This is a genomic window from Hyalangium gracile (assembly GCF_020103725.1).
Lineage (GTDB): Bacteria > Myxococcota > Myxococcia > Myxococcales > Myxococcaceae > Hyalangium > Hyalangium gracile.
Window position 1 is genome coordinate 37,609 of sequence record NZ_JAHXBG010000023.1, and the last position, 16,112, is coordinate 53,720.

At 70.3% G+C, this 16,112-nt stretch carries 14 protein-coding genes; 6 read left to right on the top strand and 8 right to left on the bottom strand.

Annotated elements, in window-relative coordinates:
- Window position 1 precedes the first annotated feature (1 nt).
- The gene (locus KY572_RS35150) at window positions 2-490 is read left to right on the top strand and encodes a helix-turn-helix domain-containing protein (RefSeq protein WP_224248057.1); all 489 of its coding nucleotides are present in this window, start codon (window positions 2-4) and stop codon (window positions 488-490) included.
- A 204-nt stretch (window positions 491-694) separates the two neighbouring features.
- Here KY572_RS35150 and KY572_RS35155 read toward each other — a convergent pair whose 3' ends face one another.
- Window positions 695-3,145, bottom strand: coding sequence for a DEAD/DEAH box helicase (locus tag KY572_RS35155; RefSeq protein ID WP_224248058.1), 2,451 nt, complete (start codon window positions 3,143-3,145; stop codon window positions 695-697).
- A 68-nt stretch (window positions 3,146-3,213) separates the two neighbouring features.
- Here KY572_RS35155 and KY572_RS35160 point away from each other — a divergent pair, with 68 nt between their 5' ends.
- The 3 genes from KY572_RS35160 (at window position 3,214) to KY572_RS35170 (ending at window position 5,558) form a co-directional block, all read left to right on the top strand.
- Window positions 3,214-4,305, top strand: a complete 1,092-nt coding sequence (locus KY572_RS35160; RefSeq protein WP_224248059.1) for a sigma-70 family RNA polymerase sigma factor — start codon at window positions 3,214-3,216, stop codon at window positions 4,303-4,305.
- Window positions 4,306-4,390: 85 nt separating this feature from the next.
- Entirely contained in the window at window positions 4,391-4,951 is a 561-nt protein-coding gene (locus KY572_RS35165; RefSeq protein ID WP_224248060.1) for a hypothetical protein, read from the top strand.
- Between the two features lie 43 nt (window positions 4,952-4,994).
- Complete coding sequence (locus tag KY572_RS35170; RefSeq protein ID WP_224248061.1) at window positions 4,995-5,558, top strand: hypothetical protein; 564 nt, start codon at window positions 4,995-4,997, stop codon at window positions 5,556-5,558.
- A gap of 10 nt (window positions 5,559-5,568) precedes the next feature.
- Here KY572_RS35170 and sitI6 read toward each other — a convergent pair whose 3' ends face one another.
- From sitI6 to KY572_RS35195, 5 genes are all read right to left on the bottom strand, one after another.
- On the bottom strand, window positions 5,569-6,285 hold the full coding sequence (gene sitI6, locus KY572_RS35175) for a SitI6 family double-CXXCG motif immunity protein (protein WP_224248062.1): 717 nt from the start codon (window positions 6,283-6,285) through the stop codon (window positions 5,569-5,571).
- 74 nt (window positions 6,286-6,359) lie between these two features.
- Window positions 6,360-7,919: a beta-ketoacyl synthase N-terminal-like domain-containing protein gene (locus KY572_RS35180; RefSeq protein ID WP_224248063.1), complete on the bottom strand. Its 1,560-nt coding sequence runs from the start codon at window positions 7,917-7,919 to the stop codon at window positions 6,360-6,362.
- Between the two features lie 31 nt (window positions 7,920-7,950).
- Window positions 7,951-9,495 carry a DUF6250 domain-containing protein gene (locus tag KY572_RS35185; protein ID WP_224248064.1) on the bottom strand — a complete coding sequence of 515 codons (1,545 nt, stop codon included), beginning with the start codon at window positions 9,493-9,495 and terminating at the stop codon, window positions 7,951-7,953.
- A gap of 102 nt (window positions 9,496-9,597) precedes the next feature.
- Window positions 9,598-10,305, bottom strand: a complete 708-nt coding sequence (locus tag KY572_RS35190) for a hypothetical protein (RefSeq protein WP_224248065.1) — start codon at window positions 10,303-10,305, stop codon at window positions 9,598-9,600.
- Window positions 10,306-10,314: 9 nt separating this feature from the next.
- Window positions 10,315-10,575, bottom strand: coding sequence for a molecular chaperone DnaJ (locus tag KY572_RS35195; RefSeq protein WP_224248066.1), 261 nt, complete (start codon window positions 10,573-10,575; stop codon window positions 10,315-10,317).
- A gap of 58 nt (window positions 10,576-10,633) precedes the next feature.
- On the opposite strand from KY572_RS35195, the gene KY572_RS35200 reads away from it, so the two are divergent.
- Window positions 10,634-11,392 (top strand): DUF4159 domain-containing protein, encoded by a 759-nt coding sequence (locus tag KY572_RS35200; protein WP_224248067.1) that lies wholly within the window; start codon window positions 10,634-10,636, stop codon window positions 11,390-11,392.
- Window positions 11,393-11,425: 33 nt separating this feature from the next.
- Window positions 11,426-13,711 (top strand): glutamine amidotransferase, encoded by a 2,286-nt coding sequence (locus tag KY572_RS35205; RefSeq protein ID WP_224248068.1) that lies wholly within the window; start codon window positions 11,426-11,428, stop codon window positions 13,709-13,711.
- Window positions 13,712-13,790: 79 nt separating this feature from the next.
- Here KY572_RS35205 and KY572_RS35210 read toward each other — a convergent pair whose 3' ends face one another.
- Window positions 13,791-14,381, bottom strand: coding sequence for a superoxide dismutase family protein (locus KY572_RS35210; protein WP_224248069.1), 591 nt, complete (start codon window positions 14,379-14,381; stop codon window positions 13,791-13,793).
- Window positions 14,382-14,504: 123 nt separating this feature from the next.
- Window positions 14,505-16,073 carry an HsdM family class I SAM-dependent methyltransferase gene (locus KY572_RS35215; RefSeq protein WP_224248070.1) on the bottom strand — a complete coding sequence of 523 codons (1,569 nt, stop codon included), beginning with the start codon at window positions 16,071-16,073 and terminating at the stop codon, window positions 14,505-14,507.
- Window positions 16,074-16,112 lie beyond the last annotated feature (39 nt).

The window sequence follows — 16,112 nt, forward strand, 5'->3', positions numbered from 1 at the left end:
AATGCGGCCCGGCCCGACGCACGCCCCAGACACGAGCGGACACCTCCAGGGGCTCGCGCGCCGCATCCGCGCCCTGCGCGAGCGCCGAGGGCTGACGCAGGAGGACTTCGCCGCGCGCTGCGGCATCTCCGTGAGCTTCGCCTCGCTGCTGGAGCGCGGCGAGCGCAGCCCCAGCTACGAGACGCTGCTCCAGGTCGCCGCGGCGCTCGGGCTGCCCCCCTCCGAGCTGTTCCGGCTGGAGGAGGAGGACGACACGGGCGCCGACCGGCTGGTGCACTTCATCCGCGCCCGGCAGCTGTCCCGCGAGGACGTGGACCGGCTGCTCACGGTGGCGGAGCTGATGTTCGCCGGAGTGGGGCCTCGGCAGGAGGAGCGGCTGCCGGACCCTGCCCGCTGCGCCGAGCCGGGCTGCGGCCGGCCCGTGTTGGCCCGAGGCCTGTGCGTGGCCCACTACCACCGGGCCCGTCGGGCGAAGAGCCCCGCTCCCTGAACCCCTTCTGGTAGGTCGGTGAGTGCCCCCTGTCGGGCCGAACCAGGACCGAACTGGTATGACAAGCAGACCGGTTCGGACAAGTCGCGCCCGGCAGGGCCTCCTCTTCAGGGACCTTCCTGAAATGGATGAGCGACGGAGGACGGGGCGGGGGCACCAGCTGCCCCGGCTCCGTGGCCATGCTGCCGCCCTGGGCTCCGCGCGCTACCGCTTCTTGGCGCGCTCGATCTTCAGGGCCTTCTCGCCGTGCTGCTTGCCGTTGAGGGCCTCGAAGGCGGCGACGTCCTCGTCGGCGACGAAGACGTAGGCGTAGGTGGGTCGCAGATCGATCCGGGCCACCTTGCCGGCCGGGGCGCCGAGCCCCTCGAGCGCTGCGGTGACGCCCGCCTCGTCGAGCCCCTCCTGCTTGCCCAGGCCCACCCACAGGCGGGTCTGCCCTGGCACCTCGGGAACCTCCTCGCGGCGCTCGCGGCGGCGGTCCTCGCGGGCCCCACGGGGACGGTGGCGCTCGATCTTCAGGGCCTTCTCGCCATGCGGCTTGCCGTTGGCGGCCTCGAAGGCGGGCGCGTCCGCCTCGGCCACGTAGGCGTAGCCGTAGGTGGGGCGCAGCAGGGCCTTGAGCACCTTGCCGGTGGGAGCCCCGGCGGCCTCCAGCGCGGCGATGAACTTCGCGTCGTCCAGGCCGTCATCCATGCCCAGGTTCACCCAGAGCTTCACCTCGCCGGGGCCGGCATCGGGCGACGGGGCGGGACGAGGCCTGTCCTCGGTGCGCTCGCTGCGAGGCTTGCTCTTCTCCACCCGCAGCGTCTTGGTGCCGTGCTGCTTGCCGTTGAGCGCCTCGAAGGCCGCCACGTCCTCCTCGGCCACGAAGACGTAGCCGAAGGTGGGGCGCAGCTCCGCGCGCAGCACCTTGCCCACCGGCGCGCCAGCATCCTCCATCGCCGTGGCGACGCTGCCGGGCCCGAGCCCGTCCGCGGTGCCCAGGTTCACCCACAGCTTGGCCTCGCCGGGGCCCGCCTCCATGGGCGGGGGGCCACGCCGGGGCTCGTCCCGACGCGGCGGCCGAGGCTGACGCTCGCCATGCTCGGCGCGAGGCGGACGGTCCCGGTCGCGCTCGCGATCCCGGTCCTTGTCCCGGCGCTCGCCGCGCTCCTTGCGGCCCTCGCGCCCCTCGCGGCCTTCCCGGCCCTCGCGTCGGCCCTCGGAGCGGCCCTCGGACCTGCCCTCGAACTTGCGCTCCGGCGCCGGCTGCTTCTCGGACTCCTGGGCCGCCTGGACCTTCTCCATGCGCAGGTGGCTGAAGAAGTACTTGAGCAGGAAGGCGATCAGGTCATCCGAGTCGGAGCGCTGCTTGAGCTGGGTGGCCAGCGGCAGGAAGCCCTCGAAGACGGTGCCCGAGGCCCCATCGCGGATCTCCCTCAGGTGGCGCTCGGTCCACAGGTGCATCGCCTCCTCGGGGGCGGGCATCTCGCGCTTCTCGAACTTGATGCCGTACTTCTTCTCCAGCACGGTGTAGGTGGCCAGCTCGCGGCCGGAGAAGAGGTTGATGGCCGTGCCCTTGTTGCCGATGCGGCCGGTGCGGCCCACGCGGTGCAGGTACACCGCCGGATCCTCGGGCAGCGAGTAGTTGATGACGTACTCCAGCCCGGAGATGTCGATGCCGCGCGCCGCGATGTCCGTGGCCACCATGAAGGCCACCTCGCCGCGCTTCACCTTGGCCATCACCCGCTCGCGCTCCTTCTGCGGCAGGTCCCCGTTGAGCAGCTCCGCGTCGAAGCCGTTGCGGTTGAGCACCGCCGTCACCAGCGCCGTGTCATCCCTCGTGTTGCAGAAGATGATGGCGTTCTGCGGCTCCTCCTTCTCCAGCACGTAGATGAGGTTGCGCGGCTTGGGGAAGGCGTCCGACACGTCGTAGCGGATGTGGTGGATGTGCTCCACCGTGAAGACGTCGCCGGACAAGAGCAGCGTCTCCGCGTTCGTCGTGTAGCGGGCAATCAGGTTCTGGATGTCCGTGGGCACCGTGGCGCTGAACAGCAGCACCTGCCGGTTCTTCGGGAGGCGGTCGAGGATGCGCGTCACCTCCTCGTAGAAGCCCTGGTTGAGCATCTCGTCGGCCTCGTCCAGGACGGCGTGATCGCACCCCTCGAGCTTGAGGTTGCCGCGGTTGATGTGGTCGAACACGCGGCCCGGCGTGCCGACGATGATGGGCGTGCCCTCCTCGAGCGCGTCCTCCTGCTGCTTCATGGAGGCGCCGCCGTAGATGGCCGCCACCTTGATGCCCTTGTGCTTGCCCAGGGCGCGCAGCTCCTCGGCCACCTGGAGCGCCAATTCGCGCGTGGGGCAGAGGATGAGGGCGCGCACGCGCTTGTCCTCGGGGGAGATCTTCTCCAGCAGGGGCAGGCCGAAGGCGGCCGTCTTGCCGGTGCCCGTCTTGCTGCGGACGATCAAGTCTCTGCCTTCCATGGCCGGCTGGAAGGCCTTGGCCTGGACGGGAGTGGGGTTGGTATAGCCGCGCTCGGCGATGGCTCGTCGGATAGGCTCCGAGAGGTTCATGTCCTCGAAGCGGATGTCCGCGACGTACTCAGCGGGACGGCTCGGCGCCTCGGCCTCGGGGGCGCTCGGAGAGGGGGACGGGTCTTGAGGAATGTCGCTCATCAGGCAGGGGCATAGCCCCTGCATTACCCTCTGGCAACAATAGCCGTACTTTGCTGTATGGAGTCCCCATGGCGAATGGGAGGAAGAGAACCAAAAACCCGGCCTCCCGGCCCCGCACGAAGCGTCCGGCGGCCCCTCCCCCCCAGGGAGAGGCCCCAGAGGCCGAGGCGGAGGCCGAGGCGTCCGCCGACCCGGAGGCCCTCGAGCCCGAGCCCGAGGAGCTGGCGGAGGTGGACGCCGAGATAGACGAGGCTCCGGCCGTCCCGACGGCCGCCCTGGTCCCGGCCGGGGAGTCCGGGCTCACCCGGAAGGATCCCCTCCAGGCCTACATGGCCGAGGTGACGCGCCACCCCCTGCTGTCCCGGGAGGAGGAGCACACCCTGGCCAAGAAGTACCAGGCGACGGGGGATGTCCAGGCGGCCTACCGGCTGGTGGCCTCCAACCTGCGGCTGGTGGTGAAGCTGGCGCACGAGTACCACCGCAACCCGCTCTCCCTGCTGGACCTCATCCAGGAGGGGAACATCGGGCTGATGCAGGCGGTGAAGAAGTACGATCCGGATCGTGGAGTGAAGCTGAGCTCGTACGCGGCGTGGTGGATCCGGGCCTACATCCTCCGTTACATCATGGACAACTGGAAGATGGTGAAGCTGGGGACGACGGAGGCCCAGCGGAAGCTCTTCTTCAAGCTGCGCCAGGAGCAGGACAAGTTGGTGGCCCAGGGCTTCGAGCCCAACCCGAAGCTGCTGGCCGAGCGGCTCAACGTCACCGAGCAGGACGTGGTGGAGATGGACCAGCGGCTGGGGCACGACGAGCTGTCCATCGACGCGCCGCTGGGGGACGACCCGAAGAACACGCGGGCGGAGCGCTACCTGCCCTCGACGGCGGCGGGGGCGGAGGAGCGCCTGGGCAACGAGGAACTCAAGGAGCTGTTCCGCGAGAAGCTGGCCGAGTTCGCCAGCTCGCTGGAGGGCAAGGAGCGCTTCATCTTCGAGAACCGGCTCATCGCCGACGAGCCGCTGACGCTGCAGGACATCGGCGACAAGTACGGGGTGAGCCGCGAGCGGGCCCGGCAGATCGAGGCGGCGCTCATCAACCGGATGCGCGAGTACATGCGCGAACAGATTCCGGACTTCGACCTGGTGGCGGTGCCGAAGGGTTGACACCCGGGCCCGCCCGGATGCGCGGCGCGAGGGCCGGGGCCTATGCTCCCGACACCGGGCGTTCACGCCTCGGTGGAGGGCCGTCATGATGCGTCTTGCGCGAGGGATGTGGTGGGTTGCCGCGCTGGTCTCCTGGCTGACGGGCTGCGCGGCCACACAGCGGGACAACTACGTGAGGGACAGGGCGGCGGAGCACGTCTACACCCAGTCGCTGGGGCAGATGTGGCCGCGGGTGGAGGCCATCCTGGAGTCGAAGGGGTACTTCTGGCGGGAGGTGCCCAACCGCTTCATCCTGGAGACGGAGTGGAAGGAGAACGGGGGCGGCACGCTGGGGAACTCGTACACGCGCTTCCTGATCCAGGGAATGCGGACGAGGAACGGCGGTTCGCTGCTGCGGGTGATGCGCAACGATGCCTCCTCGCAGGCCACGGCGGTCAACTACGCGGGGAGGACGGGGCCGGTCTCCAGCGCGCGGGCCGCGGCGAGTGCCTTGAACGACGTGGCCAACAGCAACACCACGGGCATGACGCCCGTGCAGAAGCGGGCGTTCCGGGACCTCGAGCTGGAGTGGGAGTTCCTCCAGGCGATCGATCCGGAGGCCGCCGCCGCGCTGGAGCGGGAGGCCCAGGCCCGGTACCCGAAGTGAGTGCTTCCGGTGCTCCTGGGAGCACCTGACGTGAGAGGGACTGATGACGCGTCGTGCACGGTTGCCGGTGTGGGGTGTCCTGGTGCTCTGCGGGCTGATGGGCTGCGCGGGCCGTCAGCGGGAGAACTACCTGAGGGACAGGGCCGCGGAGCACGTCTACTCGAAGCCGCTGGCGGAGATCTGGCCGCGGGTGAAGGCCGTGCTGGATGACCAGGGGTACTACTGGGACGAGGACACCTCGCAGGGCTACCTGCTGGAGACGGACTGGAAGGCGATGGACGGGGGAGCGTCGCAGCTGGGGCGCTCGTACAGGCGGTTCCTGATCCAGGGCACGGAGGAGAAGGGCGGGGGGGCGCGCTTGCGGGTGCTGCACCACGAGCTGTCCGCGCGGCAGGTGGTGGTGGACTCCGAGGGGCGGAGGGTGGGGCCCATCACGAGCCCACAGGGCGCCATGGTCGACTCCTCCCACCGGGGCTACCGCATCCAGACGGAGGTCTGGCGGCACGCCGATAGGGATCTGCAGATGGAGTGGGAGCTGTTCCGGGCCATCGAGCCCGAGGCCGCGGCCGCCCTGGAGAAGGAGGCCGCCGCGAAGTTCCCGAAGTGAGGGAGGGAGCTCATCGGAGCGGCAGCTCGCGGAAGAGGATGTCCTGCTCGTAGCCCAGCTTCCGCACGGCTTCCACGAAGCGCTCGGTGCCGATGAGCATCGTCATGAAGTCTCCCATCCGGAACAGGTCTGGCGGGTCCGGAAGGGTGGAGGCGTCCAGGATGGGAGCTTCCGGCAGCGTCCAGCCACGCCGGCCACACCGGGTACAGGGGGCAGGACGGTCCGCGGGCAGGCAGTCCGGGTGCACGTGGCCTGTCGGCAGCAGCTCGAGCTCCAGCAACTCGGGCGGCTTCTTCTGACGAAAACGGAGCTCGGTGCGGTACCCCTTCAAGCCCCGGACGCCTTCGGAGGCCAGTCGTTCCAGTGGCTCGGGCCGCATCAGCAGGGTCCAGGGATTGTGCAGGCACAACGGGCCGAACTCTCCCCTGGCTGCGCCTACCAGAGGACCCAGCTTGGTCCCCGGACCGAGCTGGACTCCTGGCGGCACGAGCGGGCGTACCCGCTCTCGCAGGCGCTCGAACTCCGCGTAGTCCTTCTCCAGACGGGCCGAGTACTTCTCCCGCTCCGGGAAGCCGGACAGGTCCACGGAGGGATAGGCATCCGAGCCGTCCGACCAGATGGCATGACACGTGGGGCACTGAATGCCGGGCAGGCCCCACTTGTGCTCGTCATCGTAGCCACCCGAGTAGTGTGGACGCTCGACACGGCGAAGCCAGTAGAAGCGCATGGCCCCTCAATAGCCCTGAGCATCGTCGGCTTCTCACGGTGCTCTCCAGGTCCTGGCTGTGCTCGGCTCTCGGCTTAGCGCCAGGGGCGCGAGATGACACAGGCGTTGATGCCGCCCACGCCCATGGAGAGCTTGCCCGCCACGCCCGGAGGCGGTGGCACCTCCTGGTCGTAGACGAAGCGGCCGTGCACCTTGCCGATCTCCCGGTTCAGCTCCGCGGTCTGCAGCGGCGTCGGGAAGAGGCGGCCCCGGGCATAGCCCAGGTACTGCGCCGTCAGCTCCCACCCACCGCCCGCAGACATGCCGTGGCCGAAGGTGCCCTTGCGCGCCGTGACGAGCACTGACTCCGGCAGCAGCCCCCGCAGCGTCTCCACCTCCAGGAAGTCTCCCGGCGTGGCCGTGGCGTGCAAGTCCCAGCTGCCCACCTCGCTCGGCGCGCAGTGCGCCGCGCTCAGCGCCGCCTGCATCGCCGCCGTGGGGCCGTCCTTGGACGGAGTGATGATGTGGTCCGCGTCCGCCGTCACGCCCACCGCCAGCGGCTCCATGCCCAGCGGCTTGAAGCCCTTGGCCGTGAAGTGCTCGAAGTCCCCCAGGATCCACAGCACCGCGCCGCCCGCCACGTGCGTGCCTCGCAGCGCCGTGAGCGGCTTGGACACCGTGCCGTCCGCCGAGATGACCCGGGCGTTGTAGAAGCCTCCCACCACCAGCGGGTGCGGCGGCGGATCCGTCATCCCCATCACCACGGCCTTGGCGTCGCCGCGCTGGATGGCATCCATCGCCAGCTTCAGCCCGTAGCCGAACGAGGAGCACGCCGCCACCGGCGCGAACGTCATGCCGGTGAGCTTGCCCAGCATGGAGATCTGCGACGCCGGGCTGTTGTGGATGTTCCACAACACGTTGGAGGACACCGAGTTCCACGGCGGCTCGGGCGCTCCCCACTTCTTCTGCAGCCGCGCGTTCCGGGTGCGCTTCTCCTTGATGACGGCGAGCTTGGCGGACTCCACGTCCCCCTCCACGCCCAGCGCCTCGATCTCCCTCAGCTCGGCCAGGTACTCCCGCAGCTCCGGAGACTGAGCGGTCCAGTACTGCCACCAGGCCTCCTCGGCCTGATCACGCTCCGTCTCCTCCACCGTCTCCGGCGCCGGAGGCATCCCGGGCCGCGCCTCCCGCGTCTCCATCCACTGGCGCAGCGCCGAGTTGCGCGAAGGCTCCGCCCAGAACCGGTTCCACCGCCGCTGGGCCCGGTACAGGTCCAGGGTGATGTCATGGATCGTCGGCAGGTCGCCCAGGCCGGTGCCCACGTACACGTGCGAGCGGATGCCCAGCGACTGCAGCTCCTGCTCGAGCCCCGGGTTCTGCCGCAGCGCCTGGATGAACGCGGCGATGGCGTACTGCGCGGGCAGGCCCATCTTCTTCTCGAGCTGCGCGAAGCGGCTGGACGGGAAGCGGGCGTCCACCCACGGCTTGTACTCGGAGAAGGTGAAGTCCGGCATCCCCACCAGGAAGTTGTCGGGCCCGAAACCGTTGAAGGGGGACAGCCAACTCTCCCCGGACGCGAGGTTGCGCTCGAAGACTTCGATGTCCTTGGAACGAGGGGCAACGACACCCCAACCGAAGATTCCTACTCTGCGCACGTGTCTGTTCCTCGAGTCCATCAGCCGCGGCCTATAGCGGCTGGATCTTCAAATTGTCGAAGTGCACCTTCGTCTCCCATCCCGAGAACCCGAAGTACTGGTTGCGCGGGCCTTCGAGCGGGGATGCATCCCGCATGGAGAGGAAGGGCTGGCCGTCGATGCTCCACTCGATGGTGGCGCCACGGCGGGTGATGGTGAAGTGGTAGCGCTTGCCCGGCTCCACGGCCTTGCCGTCCCGGACGGCCCGGTCCGGCGTGTGCTCGGTCTGCCGGGCGATGACGGACTGGCTGTTGCGCCAGCCGCCGAAGATGAAGACGTAGCCGGTCGCCGTGTACTGCAGCCGCAAGTCCCCCGCATAGAAGGAGCGGCCGTCGCCCCACGCCTCCACCTTGATGTCGCCCTGCGGGTTGTCCGTCCAGGCGTCGAACTCGATGGTGGCGTTGGTGGGGATGGGCTTCTTGAGCCACACCGGCCGGTTGTGCAGCAGCTGCACCGTCAGCGCGCCGTTCTCCAGCTTCACGGCCGACGGGTTGGTGACGTTCCAGTCATCGCCCAGCGTGTCGCGATCGAAGCTGTCGGCGAAGGGGCCGGGCGGCGGGGCCGGGGGCGGCCGCAGCGACTCGGCCGGCGGCAGCGAGCCCTCCTGCTGAAGCACGCGCAGGTTGTCGAAGTAGATCTGCGACTCGAAGCCGGACAGGCCCAGCCGATCATGCCCCGGGCCCGTGAGCGGGAACGGATCGTTGAACTCCAGGAAGAGCTGCCCGTCGATGCTCCAGCGCAGCAGCCCGCCGTGCCGCTCGATGCGGTAGCGGTAGGTGCGGCCCGCCTGCACCGGCAGGGTGTTGGACTCCACGCGCACCTTGGTGCTCGCGAAGTAGACCCCCGAGTTCACCAGGTCCGCGGACGGCAGCCCCAGGCGCTGGGCCGCCGTCTGCGCCTTCTGCTGGAGCGAGCGAAGCGAGGGCGCGTTGAGGTCCTGCCGCGCGAGCACCGACAGCGTGTTGTTCCACCCGCCATGCACCAGCACGTACCCGGAGGCCGGGTCCACGCCGTTGCCGAAAACCTCCACGCGGATGTCGCCCTCGGGGTACTCCGAGCGCACGTCGAACTCGACGACGACGTCCTCCGGCAGCCGCGCCTCGAGCCACAGCGGGTTGTTCTTCACCTGCGGGGCGAGCAACTGGCCATTCACCACGCGCCAGAAGCCGCCGATGCTGTGGAAGTCCCGCGCCACCACGCCGGGATCCGAGAAGTCCTGCCGGTAGGGCACCTGGGTGGTGACCTCGGGCTCGCCGCGCAGCAGCGCCCGGTGAATCAGCGGGAACTGCACCACGAGGATGGCGGCCACCAGCACGGCCCAACCTCGCGGGGACAGCCCCTGGGGCTTGACCCAGGGGGTGAAGGAGGCCTCGGACGCGGTGCCCTGCGCCGGGGCGGCGGGGCTGGCGCCCTCCGCGGGCTTCTCGGGCGCGGGAGCCGCCTCAGCGGGCTTCTCCCGCGCCACCTCCACGCTCTTCCGCTGAGCGCGCTCCTGGCTCTTCGCCTTCGCCTTTTCCTTGCGCTTGGCTTGACCCATCGGTGTCGGTGTTCCCCGGAGGTGGGAAGGGCGCCGGACTCTACGCGCCGCGGCAAGTCAGGTAAAGCATGCCGACCGGCGCCTGGAGGCCTGTCCGCCGGACTACTTGACGCCCCAACGGCGCTCGAGTGCCTTCTGCTCGGCCTTGCGCAGCTTCAGCCGCTCCTTCTCGGCCCGGATGCGGTCCATCTCCTCGGGCGAGGGGCGCACGGCAATCTGGTACACGCTGCCGGCCAGCGCGAACAGGCCCGCGGCGATGATGACGCCCCAGGGCTGGTTGGCCACCGTGGCCACCAGGCCCACGAACTGGTAGAGCGCCGCCAGGGCGCCGATGACGAGGATCCACGCCCCCACCACTGAGGACACGATGGCGCCCACCACCCGGTGGAGGATGGCCGCCACCAGCCCGCTGATGAGCAGCGTGGGCACGAAGCCCAGCAGGAAGTCCTGCGGCCCGGCTATCTGCCCGGCGAGCAGCCCCAGGGGGATGCCCACGCCCAGGAAGGTGATGATGGGGGGCAGCAGGAAGCCCGCGACGGCCAGGATCGCCGCCACCAGGTTGGGCAGGCGCGGGTCCAGCTCGGTCAGCCCCAGCTTCGCGGCGATGACGCCGGTCCACGTCAGGGCGATGAGGGCGCCGACGGGGCCCGCCACCAGCCGGAACATGCGCCCGCCGCCGAAGAGCAGCAGCAGCAGCCCCAGCGCACAGCACACGATTCCCGCCCACATCGGCAGGAGGCGGTAGATGCCCACCCAGCCCTGGGGGTTGTATGTCTGGTAGGCCTTGAGCGCCTGGACGAGAGCTTCCACGGCATCACCTTAATAGCGAGAGAGCGCCAGCGCGACGAGGAGCAGGAGGATGACGAGCGCCAGCGCGGCGAAAGCATAGACCGCCGGGGGCGTCCGGGTGCGGCGCAGCAGCTCCTCGGCCTGCGCCCGGTCGTCCGGCGAGGGGTCGGCGGCCAGGATGCGAGAGGCCTCGCGCCGGGCCCCCGCCACATCCCCCGCCTCCATCCGCTTCCAGGCGGCGAGCATCTCCGGGGAGGCCGGATCTTTGGGCGTTTGTCCGCCTTTCGCCATGGGGGGCCTCTATAGCGGGGAATGCAAGGACGCGTCGACGGTATATACAACCCCCACCATGAGCGCCCGGCGAGTCACCCGTCGCAACCTCCTGCTCGGCACGGCCGCGCTGTTGCCGCTGTTGTCGCGGCGGGCCTCCGCCTTTGGAGAGAAGAGCCGTTTCATCCCCGCCGTGGTGAAGCACGGCGGCAGGTGGGACCTGCGCCTCAACGGCTTGCGCCGCATCGCCTGGGAGCTGCAGCGCCGCACCTCGGTGGAGGTGCTGCCCGAGGCCCGGCCCTGTCTGCTCGACAGCTCGGAGATCTTCGAATACCCGTTCCTCTACTTCGGGGGCGAGGGCAGCTTCCCGGCGCTCAGCGACGCGGAGGTGGAGAACCTGCGGCGCTACCTGACGTTCGGCGGCTTCCTGCTGGCGGACGCCAACGACGGCAGCGACGGGGACGGCTTCGACTCGAGCTTCCGCCGGGAGATGGCGCGGGTGCTGCCGCAGAGCCCGCTGTCGACGGTGCCCTCCACCCACGTCGTCTTCAAGACGTTCTTCCTGCTGGACGCGGCGCCGGGCCGGCTGCTCAACAAGCCGCACCTGCAGGCCTGCATGCTGGGCAAGCGCGCCGCGGTGATGTACTCGCAGAACGACCTTGCGGGCGCCTGGAGCCGCACCGAGGCGGGAGATTACGAGTTCGACGTCTCTCCTGGCGGAGAGCCGCAGCGTGAGTTAGCCATCCGGATGGGCATCAATCTGTGCATGTATGCCCTCTGCCTGGATTACAAGGACGACGCCGTCCACCTGGACATCATCCTCAACAAGCGGCGCTGACCGCGGGGCCTGGCTCCCCGCCGAGCGCGATTGATGAACTCACAGCCCTTCAACGACTGGAAGCTGGTCAGCCTCTCGCCCCTGCCCGTGTGGGTGATGGTCCTGTTGGGGGTGGGGCTCGTGCTGGGCATCGCCCTGGCGGCCTGGGGCGTGCGCCGCGAGCCCTCGCGCCTGCGCAAGGGGCTGCTCTGGGTGCTGAGGCTGGGCGCGGGGGTGGCCGCGCTGTTCTTCCTGCTGGAGCCCGGCATCCGTCACCTGCAGGTGGCGCGGATGAAGAACCGGGTGGCGGTGCTGGTGGACCGCTCGGCCTCCATGGGCTTCCCGGCCGAGCCGGGGGGCCCCTCGCGCTCGGGGCAGGTGGGCACCTACCTGGACAAGATCGCCCCGAACCTGGCGGCGCTGCAGGACCGCTTCACGGTGGAGGTGTACGGGTTCGACCCGGAGCTGGCGCCGGTGACTCCGGCCACGCTGCGGAACGAGCCGCCGCGGGCGGGCACCACGGACATCCTCTCGGCGCTGCGAGCGGTGGGCGCGGGCTCGCAGGGCGCGCGCAAGCTGTCCGGCGTGCTGCTCTTCAGTGACGGGGCGGACAACGCGGAGCTGGCGGCGGGCGCGGTGGGCAAGGCGCGCTCGGCGCTGACGGACCTGGGCGTGCCGGTGTCCACCTTCCTGGTGGGCCAGGAGACGCTGAAGGACCTGGCGATCGAAGGGCTCAAGGTGGACGACTTCGCCTTCGTGCGCAACTCGCTCACGGTGGAGGTGGAGATCCACGGCCGGGGCTTCTCGGGCAAGGACATCCCCGTGGTGCTCAGCCAGGAGGGCAAGACGGTGGCGAGCAAGACGGTGCGCCTCCAGTCCTCGGACGACGTGCAGCCGGTGGCGTTCACGTTCACGCCGGACCAGACGGGGCGCTTCGTCTACACCGTCACGGTGCCCACCTTCCCGGACGAGGCGGTGAGCGACAACAACACGCGCTCGTTCACGCTGAAGGTGATCCGCGACCGCGTGCGCGTGCTGCTGGTGGTGGGGCGGCCCTCGTGGGACGAGCGCTACCTGCGCGGCCTGCTGCGCCAGGACGCCAACGTGGACATGGTGTCCTTCTACATCCTGCGGACGATGACGGACGATCCGGGCGTGGTGAGCCAGGAGCGCGAGCTGTCGCTGATTCCCTTCCCCATGGAGGAGATCTTCGACACGAAGCTGGACACCTTCGACGTCGTCATCTTCCAGAACTTCGGGTACGCGGACCCGTCGCTGGCCATCACCGAGTACGAGCGCAACCTGGAGCGCTACGTCCACAACGGCGGCGCCATCGTGATGATCGGCGGCGACAGCGTGCTGGGCGAGGGGCGGGCGACGATGCCCACGCTGATGGAGGCGCTGCCGGTGGAGGCCGCGGGGCCGGCCAACGTGGAGCCCTTCAAGGCGCGCCTGACGCCGGACGGCGTGCGCCACCCGGTGACGGCGCTGGGCACGGGCGTGTCGAGCACGGAGGCGGCGTGGGCGGAGCTGCCGGCCATCCCGGGCATCAACTCCACGCGGGCGCGGCCGGGGGCGACGGTGCTGCTGGACCACCCGTTCCACCTGGTGGACGGGAAGAACGCGCCACTGGTGGCGGTGTGGGACTACGGGCGGGGCCGGGCGATGGCCCTGGCCACGGACGCCAGCTGGTACTGGGCCTTCACCTCCCACAAGGGCGGCTCGCCGAACCGGACATATGACCGCTTCTGGGGCAACGCGCTGCGCTGGCTGGTGAGGGATCCGGACCTGACGACGCTGAAGGTGACGGCGGATCCGCCCTCGGTGGAGCCGGGCAAGCCGGTGGGCGTGGTGGTGTCGGCGCGGACGGCGGACTACCAGGCGGCGCAGGACGCGCAGGTGCGGGTGGAGCTGTTCTCGGTGGCCACGCAGAAGCCGGTGGCGGTGCAGACGGGGACGACGGGGCCGGACGGGATGGTGCGGCTGGAGTTCGCGCCTCCGGCGCCGGGGCCGTACAAGCTGCTGGGCACGGCGAAGAAGGGCGAGACGGACCTGGGGCAGGGCGAGGACGCGGTGGCGGTGCGCGCGGTGGGGCCGGAGCTGTCGGACGCCTCGGTGCGGCCAGCGCTCCTGGAGCAGATCGCCAAGGTGACGGGCGGCAAGGCCTACCGGCTGCAACAGGAGAGCACGCTGCCGGAGGTGCCGCTGCTGGATCCGCCGGTGGTGGAGGTGGGTCGGGCGAAGGATCAGCCCCTGTGGGACCGCTGGTACTACCTGGTGGTGCTCGTGGGGCTGGCGGGCGCCGAGTGGTTCCTGCGCCGCCGGTTCGGCTACGTCTGAGCCGCGAGGAGCCCCGAGCGTTTCGAAGCGCCAGGAGAAGTGAGCTCCCTCTCCTGGCGATGAGCTCCGAGGGCTGCCGTTACTTGGAGACGACGCCGCAGGCGATGCGCCCGCCCGCGTCACCGGCCGGGTCCGTCTTGTAGTCGTCCGCCTTGGCGTGCACGACGACCGAGGCGCCATCCGTGTCCATCATCGACGCCACGGTGAGGCCACCGTTGGCGAAGAACTCGAACTGGACCTTGCCGTCCTGGGCCACGTTGAGGTTGGGCAGGTCGCCCTCGTGCTTGCCGCCCGGGGACAGCATGCCGTGGGTCTTCTTGCTCGGGTTGAAGTGGCCGCCGGCGGTCTTGAACTCGGGGGCGTCGCACTTGCCGGCCTCGTGGATGTGGATGGCGTGCGTGCCCGCGGGGATGTTGGAGAGGGTGCCCTTGATGAGGACGCCGTGGGGCGTCTGCTCGAACGTCACGTCGCCCACCGGCTGGCCCTTGGCGTCCTTGAGGCTCGCCTTGGCCGTGTCGCCGGCCTTCGTCTCCTGGGGAGCGGCCGTCTTCTCGTCCTTCTTCGCCGCTTCGACGGTCTTCTCGCGCACGGCCGAGGGGGTGGTCTTCTGGGCAAGCGCGGGAGCGGCGAGGGCGAGGGTTGCGGCGGTCAGCAGTGCATGGGACTTCATGAGCGTTCCTCCTGATCGGAAGTTGGGTGTTGCGAAGCGCGCTGCACACTAACCATGGATGGGCGCGCTCGCTCGCAAGGAAGTTCGCTCTGCTCGTGGCTCAACAGGAGCCTCGTTCAGCGCTCAGCGGAGCGGGAACGGCACGGGGACGACTCGGGACGCGCCGAACACGGGGGCCCAGTGCTGCTGCACCTCGGAGCCGTTGAGGAAGCGCACGAGCTCGCGGAAGACCTGTAGCGGGCCGCCGAGCTGCTCCGCCCAGGCCAGCCCTCTCGGGGAGAGGTTGGGCACGAGCGGCCCCAGCTCCTCGAGGGAGCGCGCGGCGCGGGCGACGGAGAGCCCCTCGTCGCGGATCCTCCGAGGCACGAGGAGCGGGGCGAAGCGGGCATGACGGTGGTCGTGGACGCAGCCCTCCTCTTCCAGCAGGGCCGCCGAGAGCGGCAGCTCGCGCACGTTGAAGAGGAGCTTCACGGCGCCCAGGTGCGGATCGTACAGGCCGCGCAGGCGGTGATCGCCGCGAGGGATGAGCCGCCGGTCCAGGTAGCAGAAGGCGCGGGCCTCGGGCGGGAGCGAGCCTCGGTGGCGGGCACCGGCGTAGCGGAAGAAGGGCCGCACGTTGGAGGCCTCCAGGCGCAGGGGCGGGCCGTCCTTCAGCGCTCGGAGCTTGGGCAGGAGCGCTTCGGGGATGCCATGGGCTCGCGCGAAGGCGGGAAGGCCGCGCGGAGGAGTCCGGGCGAAGTGGCGCAGGCGGTCGAGGAGTCGCCGAGGGTCCTCATCCACGAGCAGCTCATCGAAGCGCGTCTTCAGGCCCGGGAAGCTCACGGGGACGAGCGTGGTGAGGGGCTCTCCCTGGGCCCGCCAGCGCGCGTCGAGCGCCGCGGCCTCCTCGGGCGTGGGAGCGAGGCGCCACTCGGGAGCCTCGGGCGTGAAGGTGGAGCGCTTGCCGTCCCGCTCGAACGAGGGGGGCCGGGCCCGGCCGGGCAGCGAGCTCCAGACGGTGATGCAGGTGCGCACCTGGGTTCCGGTGAAGGCCCCGGGGCCCAGGTCCACCACGGCGCGGAGCTTCAGCATGCCCAGCAGGGCCTGGCGCAGCGGGGCGTAGAGGAAGGCATCGAGCAGGCTGGAGGGCGTGATGAAGGCGAGCACCCCGGGGCGCGTGGAGAGTCGATGGGCCGCGAGCAGGAGGAAGAAGGCGAAGTCATCGCGCAGGCTCGTCCCGGGCGGCAGGGCGAGCGGCATGAGCGCACGCAGGCGGGACCAGGCGGCACGGTCCTTCAAGAGGGCGGAGGTGCCGTTGTAGGGCGGGTTGCCCACCCACAGCTCGCGGTGGCCGGAGGGGATGCGCTCGAGCAGGGGCTCCAGGCCTCCGCGCAGGGCATCGCCCACGTGCACGTCCGCCTCGGGCACGCGGGCCTGGCACACGCGGGCCACCTCGGGCAGCAGCTCGAGGCCACACAGGCGGGCCTCGGGCCTCATCCGGGCGGCGGCGGAGAGGAAGGCGCCCGCGCCACAGGCCGGGTCCACCACGGTGAGCGGCTCACCCTCCAGGTGCGCGAGCGCGAGCCTCAGCGTGCGCTCCACCAGCGGCGCGGGGGTGTAGAAGGCCCCCAGCGCCAGCCGGTCGATCTCCGGGAACTGATGGACCAGCGCCTCCTCGTCGAGCACGGGCGGCGCGAGACGTGCGCGCGACATCTCCGCCCATCCTATCCACCTTGGGGAGTCAGTTCCGAC